The sequence below is a fragment of the Methanoregula sp. genome, from assembly GCF_041663825.1.
Classification (GTDB): Archaea; Halobacteriota; Methanomicrobia; order Methanomicrobiales; family Methanospirillaceae; genus Methanoregula.
Map to the genome: position 1 here is coordinate 82,363 of NZ_JBAYLY010000001.1, position 16,220 is coordinate 98,582.

Sequence of the window (16,220 nt, forward strand, 5' to 3'; positions counted from 1 at the left end):
ATCAGCACATCCATGAAGAGACATATACAGTATTGTCATCCACCAGTTCGTTCGATGCCACGGTTCCCTGACCCGAGAGATGATCGTTGTTCAACTGGTCCGGGGTATCGAATATGACCCTTGCACCATATCCAGAACCTTGATACGTATCCTGTGTGGCACGCTGCCACGAATAAGAGATCGTGTAGTCATTATCAATTGTGTTACGCAAGAACCGATCTGGAAGATCCGTACTTGGTGTTTTATCTGATGTAAACCCAAGCAACCCGTGTGAGTATTTCAGGGCACTCCCCCAATCGGTATCCGTTAAGACATTGCATGCATCCAGTATGATCCATTTGTTGGTCGCATCCCCGTTAAGGACCGATGTCCCGGGGCTGACCGCCCGATACCTGGCCCGGTAATAGCCGGAGGTATTCCAGAAATCGGTACCAGTGTCGTAATATCCATCATTTACTAAATCGAGCCCACACCCGGAAACCGGGACGATCCAGTGTAAGCCATGTCCTGGTCTCCAACGGAGGTTGATCTCAACGGTCTCTCCCTTATCAAGTACGATAGTCCTGTCGGAATCGCTCTCGTTCAGGGAATACCGGATTCCGGGCATCGGGTCCCGGATCGGGACGGACGTATCGACAGGGACAGGAACCCGGGGACCGGCAACAGAAAGATTGCATAGCGACCCGGGATCCTGCATGGAAACGGTCACCGGTACGGCCGGGGAGGCCGGTTGAGTCGATAATGGTATGTCGGGAGTCGGGAGGGGCGTTATGGAATCCGGAACTGAGGATAATTCAGATGGGATTACCTCATTAAGAATAATTTCCCCGTTTCCTGCATCTTTCCCGGTACCGGTCCTAATGGAATCCTCCAAGGGGAGAGTAAATTTTTTCCTGTCCCCGTACAGAGGATCCAATTGTTCCGGCCACGCGTTGACGACGTATTCCCCGTTTTTCCATGATGCTGTATCCAGGTCAACCGACCAGACCACTGACGCATTCCGGGTGTATGTCAGGGTCCTGCCGGATACTCCTGATATTTCATCCGTGGTTTTTTTCAGGGTGACAGCGTTTTCAGGCCAGACCTCGTACAGGATTGCAGAACCGGAGAGAAGGTCCGCCGAGCCGGACAAACGGATCGTCCCGTCCCCGGACTGTCGGGACACTGATACGATCGACACGGTTTTATTATTCCCGGGTTCGTTGTCAGCGTGAGAGTTACCGGAATCAGTCCCCGCAGGAGATAACATCCGGGAATCTGTTAAAGAGGGCAGCATCACAAGTGCGGCGGCAATAATAATGAGGATAACCAGAATCGCAAAAATAAGGAAAACAGATTGTTTTTGAATTTTTTTCACCTCCCTTCACTTAGGGCTCCTCTCTTTGAATACTGGAGCGGGTGAATATTAATGTGCCAAGTGAAATTACCGGGGTTAATGAAATGCAAATCATATCAACGCACCCTTGGGGAGATCGTGCTGTACAAATATGACCGTACGACTTTTTTCATCGATCAGAAAATCCCAGGTTATATTCTCATGAAGAATGCGAAGGGCCGGTGCACAGGCAGGACCGGAGAAATTTTTCGGGGTCGGATGACACTGGTAGAGGACTCCTTCAATCACACCACCTTCTTGCAGCAGGGCATTGACACGTTCATCACTAAGGGCTGCATCAACAATCATTTTTTTCTGGTTCTCATCGATGCGATCAGTTGCGTCATCCTCCCCAATCACCCGGACGCCCGTATAATTTACAACTATGCGTGAAACATTTGAATTTTCCGGAGTTGCGGATACATTCATCGTCCCGATGCCTTGTACCGGTGAAGTCCTAATGCCTGTATCCGGGTATTTATGAACGGGGGGATGTGTCGGAGGGGTAACGACAGTAACTCCCGCAGGGATCGGAATCGTAAACAATGAATCGCTGAGATCCGGATTTTCGGTGAGGTTCCGGTAATCGACAGAAACTGAATTTGTATCGTTATCGTAGAACAACTGCATCTTTACCGGATTCAATGTCGAGGTGTCTACCCGGATGAGGACGTCAGAATATGCGTAGCTGCTCTGGTATTTCCCGAAATCATTGGGATTCCGCGGTCGCATCTCCACGATGCAATACGTTTTTCCCCCGGTTGTTTCGCAGGATTTTGTTGTAATCTCCGAATCACTTGCAATCACTTCGGCCATCCTCCAGTAATCGTCGTCAGCCCAGGATGTCCCATTTGACCAGTCCTGCTTATCGATACTCATTTCTGTCACCTGATTTGCTGATGGACTGTAACGGAACGATTGGTTTTCCCGGATAACAACAACGGTTCCGTCACCGGATCTTGACGATTTCTTGAGGTCAATCCGTAACTTGTCGGGATATTTCACATTGATTGTAAAAACTTCCGAGTCGTTCTCTATCCCGGCATAGGTTCGGGTTACTTCAGCGGTATAACTCCTGACGGTATGGGAATGCTGGAAGAAATCAGCAGCAACCGTATTTCCCGTATCGGGATGATCCGGGCTGTTGGTTACGCATCCCGTACACCAGAACGCAATAAAAAGGATCAAAAATATAAGAATTTTTTTCCTCATCCAACTCACCCCATTTGCTTCGGGGGAGGAAGGTTGTCATGCGCTCCCGCAAAACTCGGATAGCACAGCACTTCGAAGTACCGCCCGGTATATTCGAATTCCTGCGTGAAATTCAATGGATTGCACTTTGGGTCGGGACTGTGTTTACAGGATAAATTCCGGAATTCATAATACTGGGCATCATTGTCAAAGGTACCGACATGCCGGCGGCCATTGAACCAGTCAATAGTATTTGGCCCGTACCGATCGCCCGCGGGAAGGGTCGTTGCGTTCTGCAAATCTCTTTTTATCGCCGGGAAATTCGCGAGTGTGTCAGGAGTAAGGTGGACTATCGTGGCAGATGGAGAAAGGTAACCGGTCTGGATTTCCCGAATAACATAACCGGAACAGTCCCGGGAGATTTGCCTGAGAATTTCCGGTGGCGGCTGAAGATCCTGCGGCTGGTTCCGGTGAGAGTCTCCTGGAAGAAGATACGTGGCGTAAACTACGTAACTTCCGGCAAGTACCAGAATTACCAGACAAAGAAAAAACGCCAGATATTTTGAGTTTATTTTTAATTTTTCCATTGATAGCACACTCCTTTTTTAGTTGTCCAGGTACCGCACGATCCGGTACGCGGCATAGATGCAGGCCGCAACAACAAGTGCGAACCCGGCAACCGCCATCCCCCAGAGGATCAACCCGTCGGTCGGGAGGTATACCGCGTGATCGGTGAAGACGGGGAGCACCATCTCTGCGCAGCCAAAGGTCCCAAACAGGACGAACATCAGGAGGATAAGGGGTGACACCGGCAGCAGGGCGGCAAAGGCCGGCTCGGACGCGAGAGCAGCGGCAGTCACGAGCATGAGGAACAGGACAACAAACACACCCACAAACCGGGCCCGCTTCTTCTTGTCGCTGTCAGGAAGGACAAGGTACCTGCGCGTGGCATAGACAACCCCGACGAGCGTTGCGCAGTTCCAGAGGCCGTGCTCCAGCAGCCGGGCCGGCTTCACACTCCCCCGGGTAAACACGATAAGACCGGCAAGGAGCGCGGCGAGAGCCGAGAAGAGGATGTACAGGCCGATACCGATCAGCGGGTAGTACGTGATCATCCACGAGAGGGTTGAAACCTCTTGGGGAGCGACGTTATCGAGCCAGAGGTCGTCGGTGAACTCTTCTGCCGGTACGACAAGCAGGATCTTGGTGTAGGTAAACGGCGCTTTTTCCTTTTGCCCGTTAAAGAAATCTTTGAGAGTTGCCGGCGGCGAGTAACTGTCCTGTTCCAGGTACGACACGGAGGCCCGGGAGCCGGTGCCGGCCGGGAAAACCGGCGTGACAAACCCGTTGACCGTAAGGAGGAGCGGCACCGTCCGGTTTCCGTATGCCTGCGTCGGCTTGAGCGGGAAATAGATCCGGTCCGCGGGGAAACGGACAAAGACCCCGAGCGCGTTGTCCGATCCGCTCTCCGCAAAGACCGGCCCGGAGATCCCAAGCGACTGCGACGGGAACTGCTCCCGGTATTCCGTCACGTTCTGCACGGACGTGACGACAAAGGAATAGTTCTTTGCGATATAGTCGTCCAGCATCGTAAGGGAGCCGTTCGGGAGCGTGAGGTTTTGCCCGGCAAGGTACCGGGTAAGTGCGCCGGCGTCTTTGGCCGAAACCACTTCTGTTTTCAGGCCGCGCCGGTCCACCCGGTCCCAGACAACGACGTCCCCGGAAGCTGACGGGGGCGCACCGGCAAATCCCGCATGGGGATCCTCATACCAGCCCACAGCCGCGAGAAAGATGACGGGGGTGGTGAGCGGGAAGGTGGCATACGATACCGATGCGACGGCGACCGTGCCAATCTCCATTGTATATTTCTCCTGAAGGGTGGTCCCGTCGTACGTGGGAAATCCTTTGAGCACGTCGATCCGGACATCCTGCGGTCGGGCGGGGACCGGGAAGATCCAGACGCTCTGGTTGCCCTGCTGGTTCCAGTCCAGCGAGACGGACAGGAGCATATTCTCGTATCCGTCCTCATAAAAGATCGCGCCTGCCTGGTCGTTCTCCGGCTGGAGAAGCATCATGTCCGGGTCGCCAAGAAACGACATGCCGTCTGCCGTTGCGGTCGGGACAAGTATTGCAAGGAGGAGGAGAGCGATCGCAAGGCACTGGTACCCCGTACGTTCACGGATTATCAGGGGTCACACTTCCTGCGGGAAACCCGGGGATGCCTTATTAAAAAAATCGCCGTGCACCGTACCGCAGATGTCGGCAGCCACAAAGGGTTTTTCCGGTAAAAAGGATCCCCTGTAAAAACATTCATCATCGCACCGGTTTTCCTGGATACGATCCCTATAACAGTTCATGGCATAAACGATTTCTCGCCACATTGTCTACCGGTCGTATCAGAGCGCACGGTTTTTCCCATCGCAGGAATCACGTTTTATCGCCCCGTGGGATCTGCATCCCTGAATTTCCGTCCGCGGTAATCTGCCGAAACCAGGTACCGCCGGAGTACGCCCGCGTCCCGTATGTGCAGCCATGCCGGCTGGTGAAAAAATCCCCTTGGAAAAAGATCGCGGATATCGTTTTCGCGGTCTTCTCTGCGTAAAAGTTGCGGGTCTTTTGCGGCTCTTTTTTCGGGCAGTTTCACCCAGATTCCATTGGCGCGGATACCAATCGATGCCATTCCTTCCCGGAATTTCCGCTTTTCAGCGGAATGACGGCTTTTCATGGAGGAAACGGCCGGAGTTCCGGGGAATCCGTATACCCGGCACTACCCGCCGCTTCCCGCAGATCGCCGATAACCTTTGCCGCAGCAGGAGTCAGCGCGTACCGGACATTCCTGCTCTCTTTTATCGATGTGGCAAGACCGGCCGCGCAAAGTCTCCGCATATGCCACGACACCGTCGAACAGGTGGTCTTCAGTCTCAGGGCAATATCCCGGCGCGACGCATTCGGGCAGGAAACCAAAAATTCGCAGATCGGGAGACCGGCGCTGTTTCTCAGCCGGGCAATCGCATTCTTTTCCGGATCGGAAAATTTTCCTGCATTCTGGAAGTAACAGGTCTTTTTATCTGCCAAAAAAGCAACAACAAGCCTCTCGCGGCAGAGGACATTCAGGTGGTAGTACAGTGTCCCCCGGTTTACCGGCAGATCCCGCATAATCTCAGTAAATCCCGAGCCCGGGTACAGTACGATGTGATCATAGATCATCGCCCGGCAGTCGTTTCCAAATACGTCGTTTTTCCGGACCCGACGGAAATTCATGACAACAAATCCCGCACATGAAACAAGAATCTCCAGGGGTACCAGGCAGAACGGCAGGAAAATGGCGGTGAATGCCAAGAGAACCGTCAGCGGGGGAACCTGCCATATACCCACCGGCACCGGAAGTTTTGCCTCGCTGACCGGGAGGTTATCTGACCAGGGATGGATGGAATAGGGGGGTGAATATGCCGATACAGGAGCGATAAGGAGAAAGACGCACGCTGCGACCAGAATAAAAACCGGCATACGACCGGGAACACTCCATTTCGCAGGATTCATAGATACAGCCTTTGAGGAATTGAAAGGAACGATATCTTATATAAGTTCTGTGAGAACACTCGAATGTAACCGGCAGCAGTCCCGATCATCAGGTGAGTTCCCTCACAGAAATCACTTATATAGATTCTCCATACAGTCATCTGACAAACGAAAAAGGACGTATGAAAAGATGACTCCATGTGCACACCCTTATGCCCGAATCCTGCTCCTTGCAGGAGTATTGCTTCTCTGTGTCGCCCCGGTATCTGCAATGAACCGGATTGCCATCGATCCGGTCCCCGGGAATCCGGCGACAGGGTCTGTCATCAGCTTTACCGGAACGACAACCCTTCCTGCGGGGACAATCCTGCAGTACGAGTTCTCACGCAAAGATTCAGGAAACGGAACGGTCAGGTATGGAGAACACTCCGGAGCCGAAGGTACAGTCCCGGTAGAGAACGGAGCCGCCGGCCCGGTCTGGAATGTCCCGGTCCTTACGCAGGGCTATGCACCCGCTGATTATATCTTCACAATCGGGGAGTCCGGAAGCGGGGATCGTGTATCGGTCCAGGTCCGGCTTGCCCGGGGGGAAGAGACGTCCGTTCCGACACCGGCGGTAACAGCGGTATCCGGCTGTAGGGAGTTCAGGTCGCCGGTGTATGTCTCGCCCGACGGGAACTTCACGGTCAGGACCTCCCCGGATCTCAATACGCGGTGCAGCATACTCGCGAAAGGAGCCCCGCTGACGATAACTGCCATAACATCGTCCGGCAGCCCCGTCGGCATCTGGATCACCAGCGCCTCTTCAGCGGCAGGCCATACGTATTTCCGGCAGATCTCCTCAGACAGATCGGGAGTTGCGGAGTACGATCTCCCCAATACTACTCTGCTGCGGTCAGGTCAGTACTTTTTCTATGTGGTGGACGGGGGAGATGCCTTAAAAGTCCTGCCGGATGAAAAAAATTCATCTGCATATATCCCGGCAGATGTCCTGGAAACCAAACTGAATGCGTACGAAAAAGAGAACCCATACCAGAAATTCATGATCCTCCTGGAAGAACCGGTAATCTCGATGGACGATATTCCCGATGCCGTTTCCGGCACGTCCGTCTGGCTAAATGGGACAACGAACCTGAATACCGGTACGCTTCTTGACATCGGCGTTTTCCTTGCGGATATCGATCGCCAGAAGCAGCCGGCATTCGCCATCGCGGGAGTTCACGTTGCGGATACCACAGGCAAAGACGGCTCATGGCATGCGGTTATCGATACCTCGTCGCTGTCACCGGGAGAATATATCGTAAAGGTACGCAACGGTTCAACGGAAGCGACCAGACTCATGGTAATCTACAACAGTCTTTACGATACGGGCGCTTCTGCCAAAGAGGGTTTTGTCGCAAAGACCTACGCTGTCGATCCGGAGTCAAAAACCGTCGTTACCGGAACTTCCACTCAAAAGGCCGGTCCTTCGCCCGATCCTGCAATACTGGTACTTGCAGGTCTGGCGGGAGTTGGCTGCGTGGGCGGGATCACCGGTATTCTCAGGAAAAAATGACGAACCATGAAGACGATATTTTTTGTTCTCGGGATCGTCGCGCTCATTCTTTTTTGTACCGTTCCGTGTTACGGGGCGGACTCATTCGAATCCTATCTTATAGCAAAAAGCAACTCCTACAAGTACAACACGATCGCCTGCGATGAAGGAAATATAGCGTGGGTTGAGTATGGATCGGAAACAGATCCCGGTAATTATTCCCGGGTGATCTACCGGTATAATGTATCGGAGGGGAGAAAGGACGTGGTGATCAGGGATCCTTCATGGAAGCGCGACCTTGCGATCTCCGGGAACCGGTATGTCTGGAGCGATGGCAGGGGAATCTTTTTGTACGACAGCGCACGGGGCATGCTGACGTTTTTGTATTCCCCCGGCAATCAGTCATCATCTCCCTGTATTGACGGAAGTACGGTCCTCTGGGTGGACTACAACAAAGGGAATTATTCCCTGGAGGTGTACAATGCCGTGTCCGGGATGCACCGGACCGTGGTGGCGTCAGCCGCCTCCCTGGGCGAGCCGGCAATTTCCGGCGACCGGGTTGTGTTCCGCGAATCCGGGCCGGCAAACGATCTGATGGTACTCGTAAACCTCACCACCATGGAAAAGACCGTCCTTTACGATGGACCGGGTTCCCGCTCCATGCCCGCGATCGACGGGGATAATGTTGTCTGGGCCGACGGCCGCAACGGGCCGTACCAGGTGTTTCTCTACAACCTGAAATCGGGGATTTCAAAACCGGTAAGCCCCTCCGGATCGTTCCAGATGTATCCCGATATATCCGGCAATCTGATTGTCTGGGAAGACTACCGGAATTCATCGGCAGGTTCTTTTAATTACCAGCGGGGAAGCGGCGATATCCGGCTCTACGATATTGCCACGAATACGACAAAAATTGTGGCTGACGGGCAGGTTCCCCGGGAATTCCCCAGAATTTCCGGGGAGTTTGTTATCTGGTCCGGCGGGTACGACAACGCACACGATATCTTCCTGTACCGATACCCGGCGAACCGCTCGCACGATTTTTCAGGAGGGCAGGGGGGAACCGCTTATTCTGCCTCACCCACGACAATTCCCACACCAGGTACCCGGGTCCGCTACTACAGCACCATTTCAAACGGAGAAATGGAATGGTACTCGCTGGAACCTTCGCAACAGGCTCAGGAGATATCATTTGAGCTCCGGTGGAACGATCCCAAAACCTCCCTCTCCCTGACGCTTGTAAGCCCGGGGGGGTCGGCGTGGCATTTTACCGACGCTGACGATTCCCGGGAGGATCAGGCAGTCCGTATGACGATTTCTTCCGATCGGCCCGCGGGATATTTCGAACCGGGGAAATGGACCGTGGCAATAACCGGGGACTCGGTTAACGGTACTGTCCCGTACGACCTGTGCTGGTACTGACGGGAGCGGGCAGGAAAAAGCAGCAGAAGGATTGTACTTTGGCCGCCCCGCAATCCGGATGACCGCAGACCAGAGGACTGTACTTCACACAATGAACCGTTCTTTCGGAAAAACCCCATCATTGCATTGCTCTTCCTGAATTTTTCCCAGGGAACGTTCATACTCCCTACGAACTCCCGCCGTTTCCCTTGTGCATTTAACCGGGTGCGGGGGATCCTGAGCCCCCCTCCGGCGTTCCCCGGCTCATGTACATCTGCCGGGATTAGGGTTGACGGTCAATAATTTCCCGGACATTTTTGTCGAGGGCGTCTAGGAGGGCAGCATCCTCTTCGCCAAGCGACCACATCCTGGCATCGGTACCGTTCCGGTAGGTAAAGATCAGGTTGCTCTCCGAACAGGTTTCATAGGTACTGTTTTTTGCTTTTTTCTGCAGCAGAACGGTAAATTCATCGGCAGTGATATTCATGCATTCGGCCGTGATGTTGTTATAGCAGTACCGGCCGGTTACCGTACCGGCGGCCGTGAAGGTAACATACCGGTATTCCCGTTTTTCCACCTGGAATTCATCGTAAGGAACAGCGCATTTCAGCTGGCCTTTGATCGACCGGAAGATCGTGGTCATATTGTTCAGGAGCGGGGCATATCCTGCCTGATCCCGGGAGATCCAAGACTGCCTGCCGGTGCCGGGATCATACACTTCGAGGCAGGGTTTCCGGGGACTGCACCCGTTCGTTACCGGGCTGCTATTCTCCTGCCGATCCGACACATTCGTTACCACGTGGGGAGTCATGGGACGGGCGGTAGTGTGATAATACAATTCCAGGCACTGAATGTCATAATACCGTCCGCGGTATTCATAAAGCGGCGGCTGGGGAAAACAATCGAACATCGTCTTTTTATCTTTGCAGACCCGGTGGACAAAATCATAATAGCGGCTAATATTTGCTTCAAAATCGGTAATTCCCCGGTACCCGTTCACCCACCTTCCCGATGAATCGTACGCATGCTGAAGCGTGGACGTAAGTCCCGGGAAGGCATCCAGTTCGGCATCGGTAATCGTGATGAGTGTCCTGTTATGGACAAGGCTTATATTTGCTTCCTGTACCTCGCATTGTGCCAACAACCCCTGCTGCGGATTTTGCTGTTGCGGTCCCGAAAGCAGGAACATGCTGCATAACAGTATGCCCCCGACAATTCCCATAACGATAAAAATAATGAGGATAACGATCCGTTTTACTTGTTTTTGTACTGGCTGCATATCTTATCAGGGTACCTCCACATCCACGTATGAAAATCTCTGGGGCCCTTATGGTATTTACGATTTCTCGCCCGATCGTTTACCGGACACAGCCAAAAAAACCGGCGCATGACAAGCCCGCATTTTATTTTCGGGCAGGAGGATGAACTGCGTCCTGTCAAAAAAGGGCTTAAATGAATCGGGTGCGGACCGCTGGTCAGGCGCCTCCCACTCATCTTCCGGCAAAACACCGGATCATAATCCTCAATACTCCCTGCTCCACACATATTCTTCCATGGACACCGACCGGCTCGGCATCGTCATCGCGGCAGCCTGCCTGCTCTTCCTCTTCTTTGCCGTGCCCATGTCCGGCCTCTTAAACGACGGGACCAAAGTCGTGCCGGCAACGGAGGTAGATCTCTCAGGGCCCAATACCGATACCTCGGGTGCGGATGCAGAGATCACGTTCTGGGAGCTCCCGCCCCGGGTAATGCTGGAATCTGTTGCATTCTCGCTGTCGCCTCTCCTGCTCTATCCACTTGAACTGTTCTTTTTTCTCAAGATGTTCGCGTACCTCGGCTACCGGAAGATCACCACGGCGAGTGTGCTCACGAACGCGACGCGCTCCCGTATTTACGAGGCGATTGCAGCAAGCCCCGGGATATATTTCAACGAGCTCGCACGCCAGACCGGTGTCACCCGGAGTACGCTCCGGTACCATATCGCACTGCTGAAAATGACCGGAAAGATCACGGCATCGAAAACCGGATCCGATGTCCGGTACTTCGAGAACTCCGGAAAATTTTCAGAGGCCGAACAGAAGCTCCTCACGTTTTTACACAACGGCAGGGAACGCCTTATCTGCGAGTACCTGATCCGGAACCCTAGAACGACCCGGGCCGATCTCGAAAAAGTGCTTGGGATCTCTGGCGCTGCGGTGACCTGGCACACGAACCGGCTGCGTGATGCCGGGGTGCTCGCAGTCACAAAGACCGGAAGAACGGTACAGTACATGATAGCCCCGGATGCGGTTCGTGCGCTTCATAAATACCACCCACAGGAACCCGGGACCGGCGCAGATCTGCCGGAGTAACCACACCGGAGAAACAGGCAGAATGCAGTACAGAAAGCGGGGTACCGAAATATCCCGTTTGTTTACCGTTTGGACCCGGATGTGCACCCGGCACAGGCCACAAGAATGACCGTACAGAGCAGCAGGCAGAGCGTCGGGCGCCAGGGTGTTCACTCCATGAACGGATTGTCGATCGCATAAGGTGATAAAAATGGTGAATTGATCTTTAAACCGGGCGTCCGCCCTCTCTTTTCCGGCAAAACACCGGATCATAATCCTCAATACCCCCTGCCCCACACATATTCTTCCATGGACACTGACCGGCTCGGCATCGTCATCACGGCAGCCTGTCTCCTCCTCTTTTTCTTTGTCGTGCCAATGTCCGGCCTGCTGAATAATGGGTACGTAGTGACGCCGGCAACTGATGCAGACATTGCAAACAGTACTCCGCTTGAAACGGTGGAGGTCTCTTTCTGGGATCTTTCGCCACGGGAGATGCTGATTGTTGTTGCATTATCGCTGTCGCCGCTCCTGCTCTATCCGCTCGAACTGTTCTTTTTTATCAAGATGTTCGCGTACCTCGGCTACCGTAAGATCACGGCAGCAAGCGTGCTCACGAACGCGACGCGCTCCCGGATCTACGAGACAATTGTGGCAGACCCCGGGATCTATTTTAACGAGCTTGTCAGGCAAACCGGTGTTGCCCGGAGCACGCTCCGGTACCATATCGCACTGCTGAAAATGACCGGAAAGATCACGGCATCGAAAACCGGATCCGATGTCCGGTATTTTGAGAACTCCGGGAAGTTTTCAGAGGCCGAACAGAAGATCCTCGCGTTTCTGCACAATGACAGGGAACGCTTCATTTGCGAGTACCTGATCCGGAACCCTGCAACGACCCGGGGCGACCTCGAAAAAGTACTGGGGATCTCCGGCGCTGCGGTGACCTGGCACACGAACCGGCTGCGTGATGCCGGGGTGCTCGCTGTCACAAAGACCGGGAGAACGGTACAATATTCAATAGCCCAGGATGCCGCCCGTGCGCTCGATAAGTACCACCCACAGGTGACTGGGCCCGGATCCAATGCAGAGGTCTTGGAGTAACTGCACCGGATAAACCGGCAGACTGCGAATAAGGGACTCCAAGGGACACCGGGGTTTTGTTGTCGATCGTTCATGTCTGCCCGGGAATCTCCCTTTTGATAAAAAATTGTCACAGAACCTGTTTATCGCTCCAAAAGAGAGTGGTGTTTGTCGAAGGTGTACGATCCCCGCCACCGTTCGGGGGTACAAAAAGGAGTTTGAGTGATTCATGGAACTCAGGACGAGAACAATTCTGGTTGTGATTATTACTGCAATCAGCTGCATCCTCGGGATCGCGATTGCATTTCATTTTTTCGGTGCAGCATCGGAACAAACCCTCCACAAGGCAGACCCGGCAACCCCGCTGCTGTCGCCAACGTCTGCGGCCCCGTCTCCCGCACGCACGTTCACGGCAACACCCGCTCCGCAGCCGTCACCCCGGATAACCATTACGCAGGAGAATGCATCGGCGCTCGTGATGGAAGACTACCCGATGTATTATTCCATTGCGGCCATCAACCTGACCGACCGGTTCCCCGGGAAACTCCTGTATGAATTTATCCTTGTCCCGACAAGCGATTCTCCGTTCCACAATAACCAGACTGCCTATGTAAATGCCGCCACCGGTGATCTCTATTCTCCATTGCAGGACAAAGCCGGGATCACGATTGATGAGGCAAAAGTCCGGGCCCGCTTAAGCTTTCCCCAGTGGACTATCGACCGGGTGCAGATGAAGTATAACGATGGGATCCGGTACACCCGGTCCTGGGAATTTCATCTCTATTCCGGTGATGAAGAATTGGTCCACGGTGCTTTATCTCCGGATGATGGCGTGCTCGACTGGTATGCTTTGAACGGCCCGACACGGTTCGGGCGCCCGGCAACGCCGGTTGTTTCCATGGATACAGCCGAAAAGACAGCACGGGCCGAGGTACAGAACCGCACAGGAAATTCTCTCATTGGTCTTATCCAGTCGCGGTACGATGATCTGGGAATGCCGGGTGCCAATATTGCCGGGCAGTACGTGTTCCTGTACTCAAATGACCGGCCCGGCCGGAAGACCTGCGAAAACGATGGTTTTACCGTTGTTGTCGATTCCGTATCCGGCAAAGTACAGGAATACTGGAGGACATGGACAGAGCAGCAGGCGTATCCGTGCTAAGGCCCGGGGCTTTCTGGGGGTCTTTGTTTTTGTGCTCTGGAGAAATCCCCGGGGGGAGTGGTAAGAACGCTCTTCTTGGGCTGCCGCCCTTTGCCAGCGTGGGTATCCCCCGGCTAGCGATAGTGCCGTATTACCGGTATCGGGAACATTGCCGGGTCCAGGTAATACTAAAAAAGGACACCGCATACTCCCCCACTCCCGTGGAGCAGGGCTGGCACAAGGAGGGGGGAACAGCATGATACAAGAAATCTTTTTGCAAATGCGTATATTGTCCGGATTTTTTTAACGTAGAATTCGTTAGTCCCAAAAATTTTCCGGCAATCCGGAGTTTGGTCCGAAAATTCCGGGTCGTAGGGACGTTCGACCGAAAAAATATTGCATTTTTCTCATCTCGCGCAAAAAATTTTCCGGCACGGAAAACTCATGCAACAATGGGTTTGATCGCGGGAACAGAGAAGAGAGACATGAGGGAGAACGAGGATCTCCCGGTGGTGTTGTCAGCTCCCGACTGCCGAACAATCCGGAAGATCTCCGCGTTCTGCCCTGACACTGCAGACTGTTCCCATCCGATCTCAACGAGGTACTCGCCGGGTTCGAGCCCCGACGTGTCAAGCGTGTACTCCCACCGGTTCTGCAGTTCTCCGGTCCGGATTGTGGTAACCGTACCGGTCCTGACCGGTATGCGTAAACCGGTCTTTTCAATCACGGCAGTGTTCTCGACCCTTGCGGTGATCCGGTTTTCCGGTGCCAGATTCATTGTCCCGTAGAACCGGATACTCTTTCCTGCAGCAACGGTCGGGATCTCACCGGCGTTCTCCTGGTGGAAACTAAGAGTGGGTTCTTCCACAAAGACAATCTGAAGCGTACCTGAATCGTCCGTCTCTTCCCGGGCGATCTCGTCCTGTACCTGTTCTGCAAGACCCATCGCAGCAGGAATCGTCAGGGAATCCGGTTTCACATCGAAGAGATCTGTACCGTTTCCCACTACGATACGTTTTGTTTCACCCGATGCATCGACATGAAGCGAGTACTGCCGGTCACGCCCGGGATCCTGAACGATGATCATAAGGGGGCCGCTCCTGAAGGTTTCAGTCACGTCCATTCCTTGTGTCCAGGAGAGGGTCCCCTCCGGCGCAGCCGGTATACTCTTATACGCGAAGAACCCCGACCCAAACTCCCAGATCGTTGCGGATCCGTTCATGAAGCCGGTTCCGGTAATGGTCAGGGGATCGCCTTTGGCAAGAGCGATGTTCGTACTTGGCCGGACCTCCAGGCTGGCAGAGCAGGGGCCGATGATGAGTATGAGTCCCACGATTACCAGCCAGATGAGAGAGAGCCTTGACATACATTTCACTGGCATTTTTTTCCTGGACGTTCGTGTGTCCGGTAAGGAATCGGACAGAGTAAATAAACGATCTCTGTGACAGGAATGAAAAATACTACCAGGGGCCACGACAGCTGACAGGAATTCCTGTCGGGAATTCATAAAGAGACATTAGCATGTTGATCGACCTGCCGTGACGGGATCGATCCCTGCGTTCACATTTCCTGCCCGATGATCCCTTTGGGGCCGGATCCGGCCCGGTCGGGCGACACAGGTGAACATTGCAACCTCATGAGGGAGTTCTCTGCATCGCTTGTGAGGGAAATACGCGTGGTTCTTCCTTCACCCCGATCAATGCGGATGATTCCTTCCTGCAGGAATCGTTGTATCCTCCAGCTTACATTTGACGGAGAGATCCCTGCGGCACTCCCGATCTCGTGCCGGGTTGCGTCCGGGTGAGAGTGGAGGTAGGTAAGTATAAAACGATCCGGTCTGCTCCGGAACCTACAGGCCACGATCATGTCTTTCCTGGAGATTCCCCATTCTTCCGGAAGATAGCGTGAGAAGAGTCCATCTTTATAACAGGTAATTTTTTTGGTACGGGCGAGTATCCCGAGATGGTAGAGAAGTGTTCCCCTGTTGATGCCGGTCCGATGCCTGAGCTCATTGAAGTGGATACCGGGTTCCCCTTTGATTGCGTTGAAGATCCGTGCACGCGTCGGCTCGACAAGCACCGTTTTTTTTGAGATGATTCGAAAACCAAGATACATCCCAACGATCCCGGCGCCGGCAGAGCAGAAAAGAACGGCCTCGATCGGTTCAACGAGCGCCGGAGAAACCGAGTGGAGCATATGGAAAAAGAGATCGATGGGCCGCATCTGCCAGCGGGGAATCGGTACACCATCGGCATGAACACCGAAAAGAGGGATGTACACCAGCTCGAAAAGACAGAAACCGACAAAGAAGATCCCGAGCGCCGCAACAAGATAGCGACGGATCGGATGCTGGGCGGGATTGCCGAATGTTTCGTTGTCTCCGTTCTCCGGTTTCCTGATCTTCATCGAACGGATCTTGGCAGGGCTGCTGATAAATGCTCTGTGACAGATCCTGAACCATCATCCTGCGAATTTCTGATCCTGTCACAGAGATCGTATATGCGGCCTGTCCATATCAGGATACTAAGGGCTTAGGGCTTCAGAGGATAAACCCACCCTGTGCAAAGGCAGGACCCCGCAGGGGGTGTGTGACAGTTCCGGTGCTGCCCTTACATCTTGGCCGGACACTGCGTTCTTATCCAAAGA

At 53.7% G+C, this 16,220-nt stretch carries 13 protein-coding genes; 6 read left to right on the top strand and 7 right to left on the bottom strand.

Annotated features, from left to right (window positions below; genetic code table 11):
* Window position 1 precedes the first annotated feature (1 nt).
* Window positions 2-1,357 carry a DUF6345 domain-containing protein gene (locus WCX19_RS00460; RefSeq protein ID WP_373003324.1) on the bottom strand — a complete coding sequence of 452 codons (1,356 nt, stop codon included), beginning with the start codon at window positions 1,355-1,357 and terminating at the stop codon, window positions 2-4.
* Window positions 1,358-1,447: 90 nt separating this feature from the next.
* Window positions 1,448-2,587, bottom strand: coding sequence for an outer membrane lipoprotein carrier protein LolA (locus WCX19_RS00465; RefSeq protein WP_373003327.1), 1,140 nt, complete (start codon window positions 2,585-2,587; stop codon window positions 1,448-1,450).
* Window positions 2,588-2,988: 401 nt separating this feature from the next.
* On the opposite strand from WCX19_RS00465, the gene WCX19_RS00470 reads away from it, so the two are divergent.
* A complete protein-coding gene (locus tag WCX19_RS00470; RefSeq protein WP_373003330.1) occupies window positions 2,989-3,132 on the top strand; it encodes a hypothetical protein in 144 nt (47 codons plus the stop codon).
* A 39-nt stretch (window positions 3,133-3,171) separates the two neighbouring features.
* Here the strand turns inward: WCX19_RS00470 and WCX19_RS00475 are convergent, their stop codons facing one another.
* Window positions 3,172-4,665, bottom strand: coding sequence for a DUF2330 domain-containing protein (locus WCX19_RS00475; RefSeq protein ID WP_373003333.1), 1,494 nt, complete (start codon window positions 4,663-4,665; stop codon window positions 3,172-3,174).
* A gap of 622 nt (window positions 4,666-5,287) precedes the next feature.
* Window positions 5,288-6,073, bottom strand: coding sequence for a winged helix-turn-helix transcriptional regulator (locus WCX19_RS00480; RefSeq protein ID WP_373003336.1), 786 nt, complete (start codon window positions 6,071-6,073; stop codon window positions 5,288-5,290).
* Between the two features lie 202 nt (window positions 6,074-6,275).
* On the opposite strand from WCX19_RS00480, the gene WCX19_RS00485 reads away from it, so the two are divergent.
* Together WCX19_RS00485 and WCX19_RS00490 are read left to right on the top strand one after the other, a co-directional pair.
* Window positions 6,276-7,640 (top strand): hypothetical protein, encoded by a 1,365-nt coding sequence (locus tag WCX19_RS00485; protein WP_373003339.1) that lies wholly within the window; start codon window positions 6,276-6,278, stop codon window positions 7,638-7,640.
* Window positions 7,641-7,646: 6 nt separating this feature from the next.
* Complete coding sequence (locus WCX19_RS00490) at window positions 7,647-9,041, top strand: TolB family protein (RefSeq protein ID WP_373003342.1); 1,395 nt, start codon at window positions 7,647-7,649, stop codon at window positions 9,039-9,041.
* A gap of 262 nt (window positions 9,042-9,303) precedes the next feature.
* Here WCX19_RS00490 and WCX19_RS00495 read toward each other — a convergent pair whose 3' ends face one another.
* Entirely contained in the window at window positions 9,304-10,299 is a 996-nt protein-coding gene (locus WCX19_RS00495) for a hypothetical protein (RefSeq protein WP_373003345.1), read from the bottom strand.
* Window positions 10,300-10,441: 142 nt separating this feature from the next.
* Here WCX19_RS00495 and WCX19_RS00500 point away from each other — a divergent pair, with 142 nt between their 5' ends.
* The 3 genes from WCX19_RS00500 (at window position 10,442) to WCX19_RS00510 (ending at window position 13,595) form a co-directional block, all read left to right on the top strand.
* The gene (locus tag WCX19_RS00500) at window positions 10,442-11,371 is read left to right on the top strand and encodes a winged helix-turn-helix transcriptional regulator (RefSeq protein WP_373003348.1); all 930 of its coding nucleotides are present in this window, start codon (window positions 10,442-10,444) and stop codon (window positions 11,369-11,371) included.
* A 288-nt stretch (window positions 11,372-11,659) separates the two neighbouring features.
* Complete coding sequence (locus WCX19_RS00505) at window positions 11,660-12,454, top strand: winged helix-turn-helix transcriptional regulator (RefSeq protein WP_373003351.1); 795 nt, start codon at window positions 11,660-11,662, stop codon at window positions 12,452-12,454.
* Window positions 12,455-12,662: 208 nt separating this feature from the next.
* Window positions 12,663-13,595 carry a hypothetical protein gene (locus WCX19_RS00510; RefSeq protein ID WP_373003354.1) on the top strand — a complete coding sequence of 311 codons (933 nt, stop codon included), beginning with the start codon at window positions 12,663-12,665 and terminating at the stop codon, window positions 13,593-13,595.
* Window positions 13,596-14,016: 421 nt separating this feature from the next.
* On the opposite strand, the gene WCX19_RS00515 is transcribed toward WCX19_RS00510, so the two are convergent.
* The gene (locus tag WCX19_RS00515) at window positions 14,017-14,940 is read right to left on the bottom strand and encodes a hypothetical protein (RefSeq protein WP_373003357.1); all 924 of its coding nucleotides are present in this window, start codon (window positions 14,938-14,940) and stop codon (window positions 14,017-14,019) included.
* A 194-nt stretch (window positions 14,941-15,134) separates the two neighbouring features.
* Window positions 15,135-15,980: a winged helix-turn-helix transcriptional regulator gene (locus tag WCX19_RS00520; RefSeq protein WP_373003360.1), complete on the bottom strand. Its 846-nt coding sequence runs from the start codon at window positions 15,978-15,980 to the stop codon at window positions 15,135-15,137.
* Window positions 15,981-16,220 lie beyond the last annotated feature (240 nt).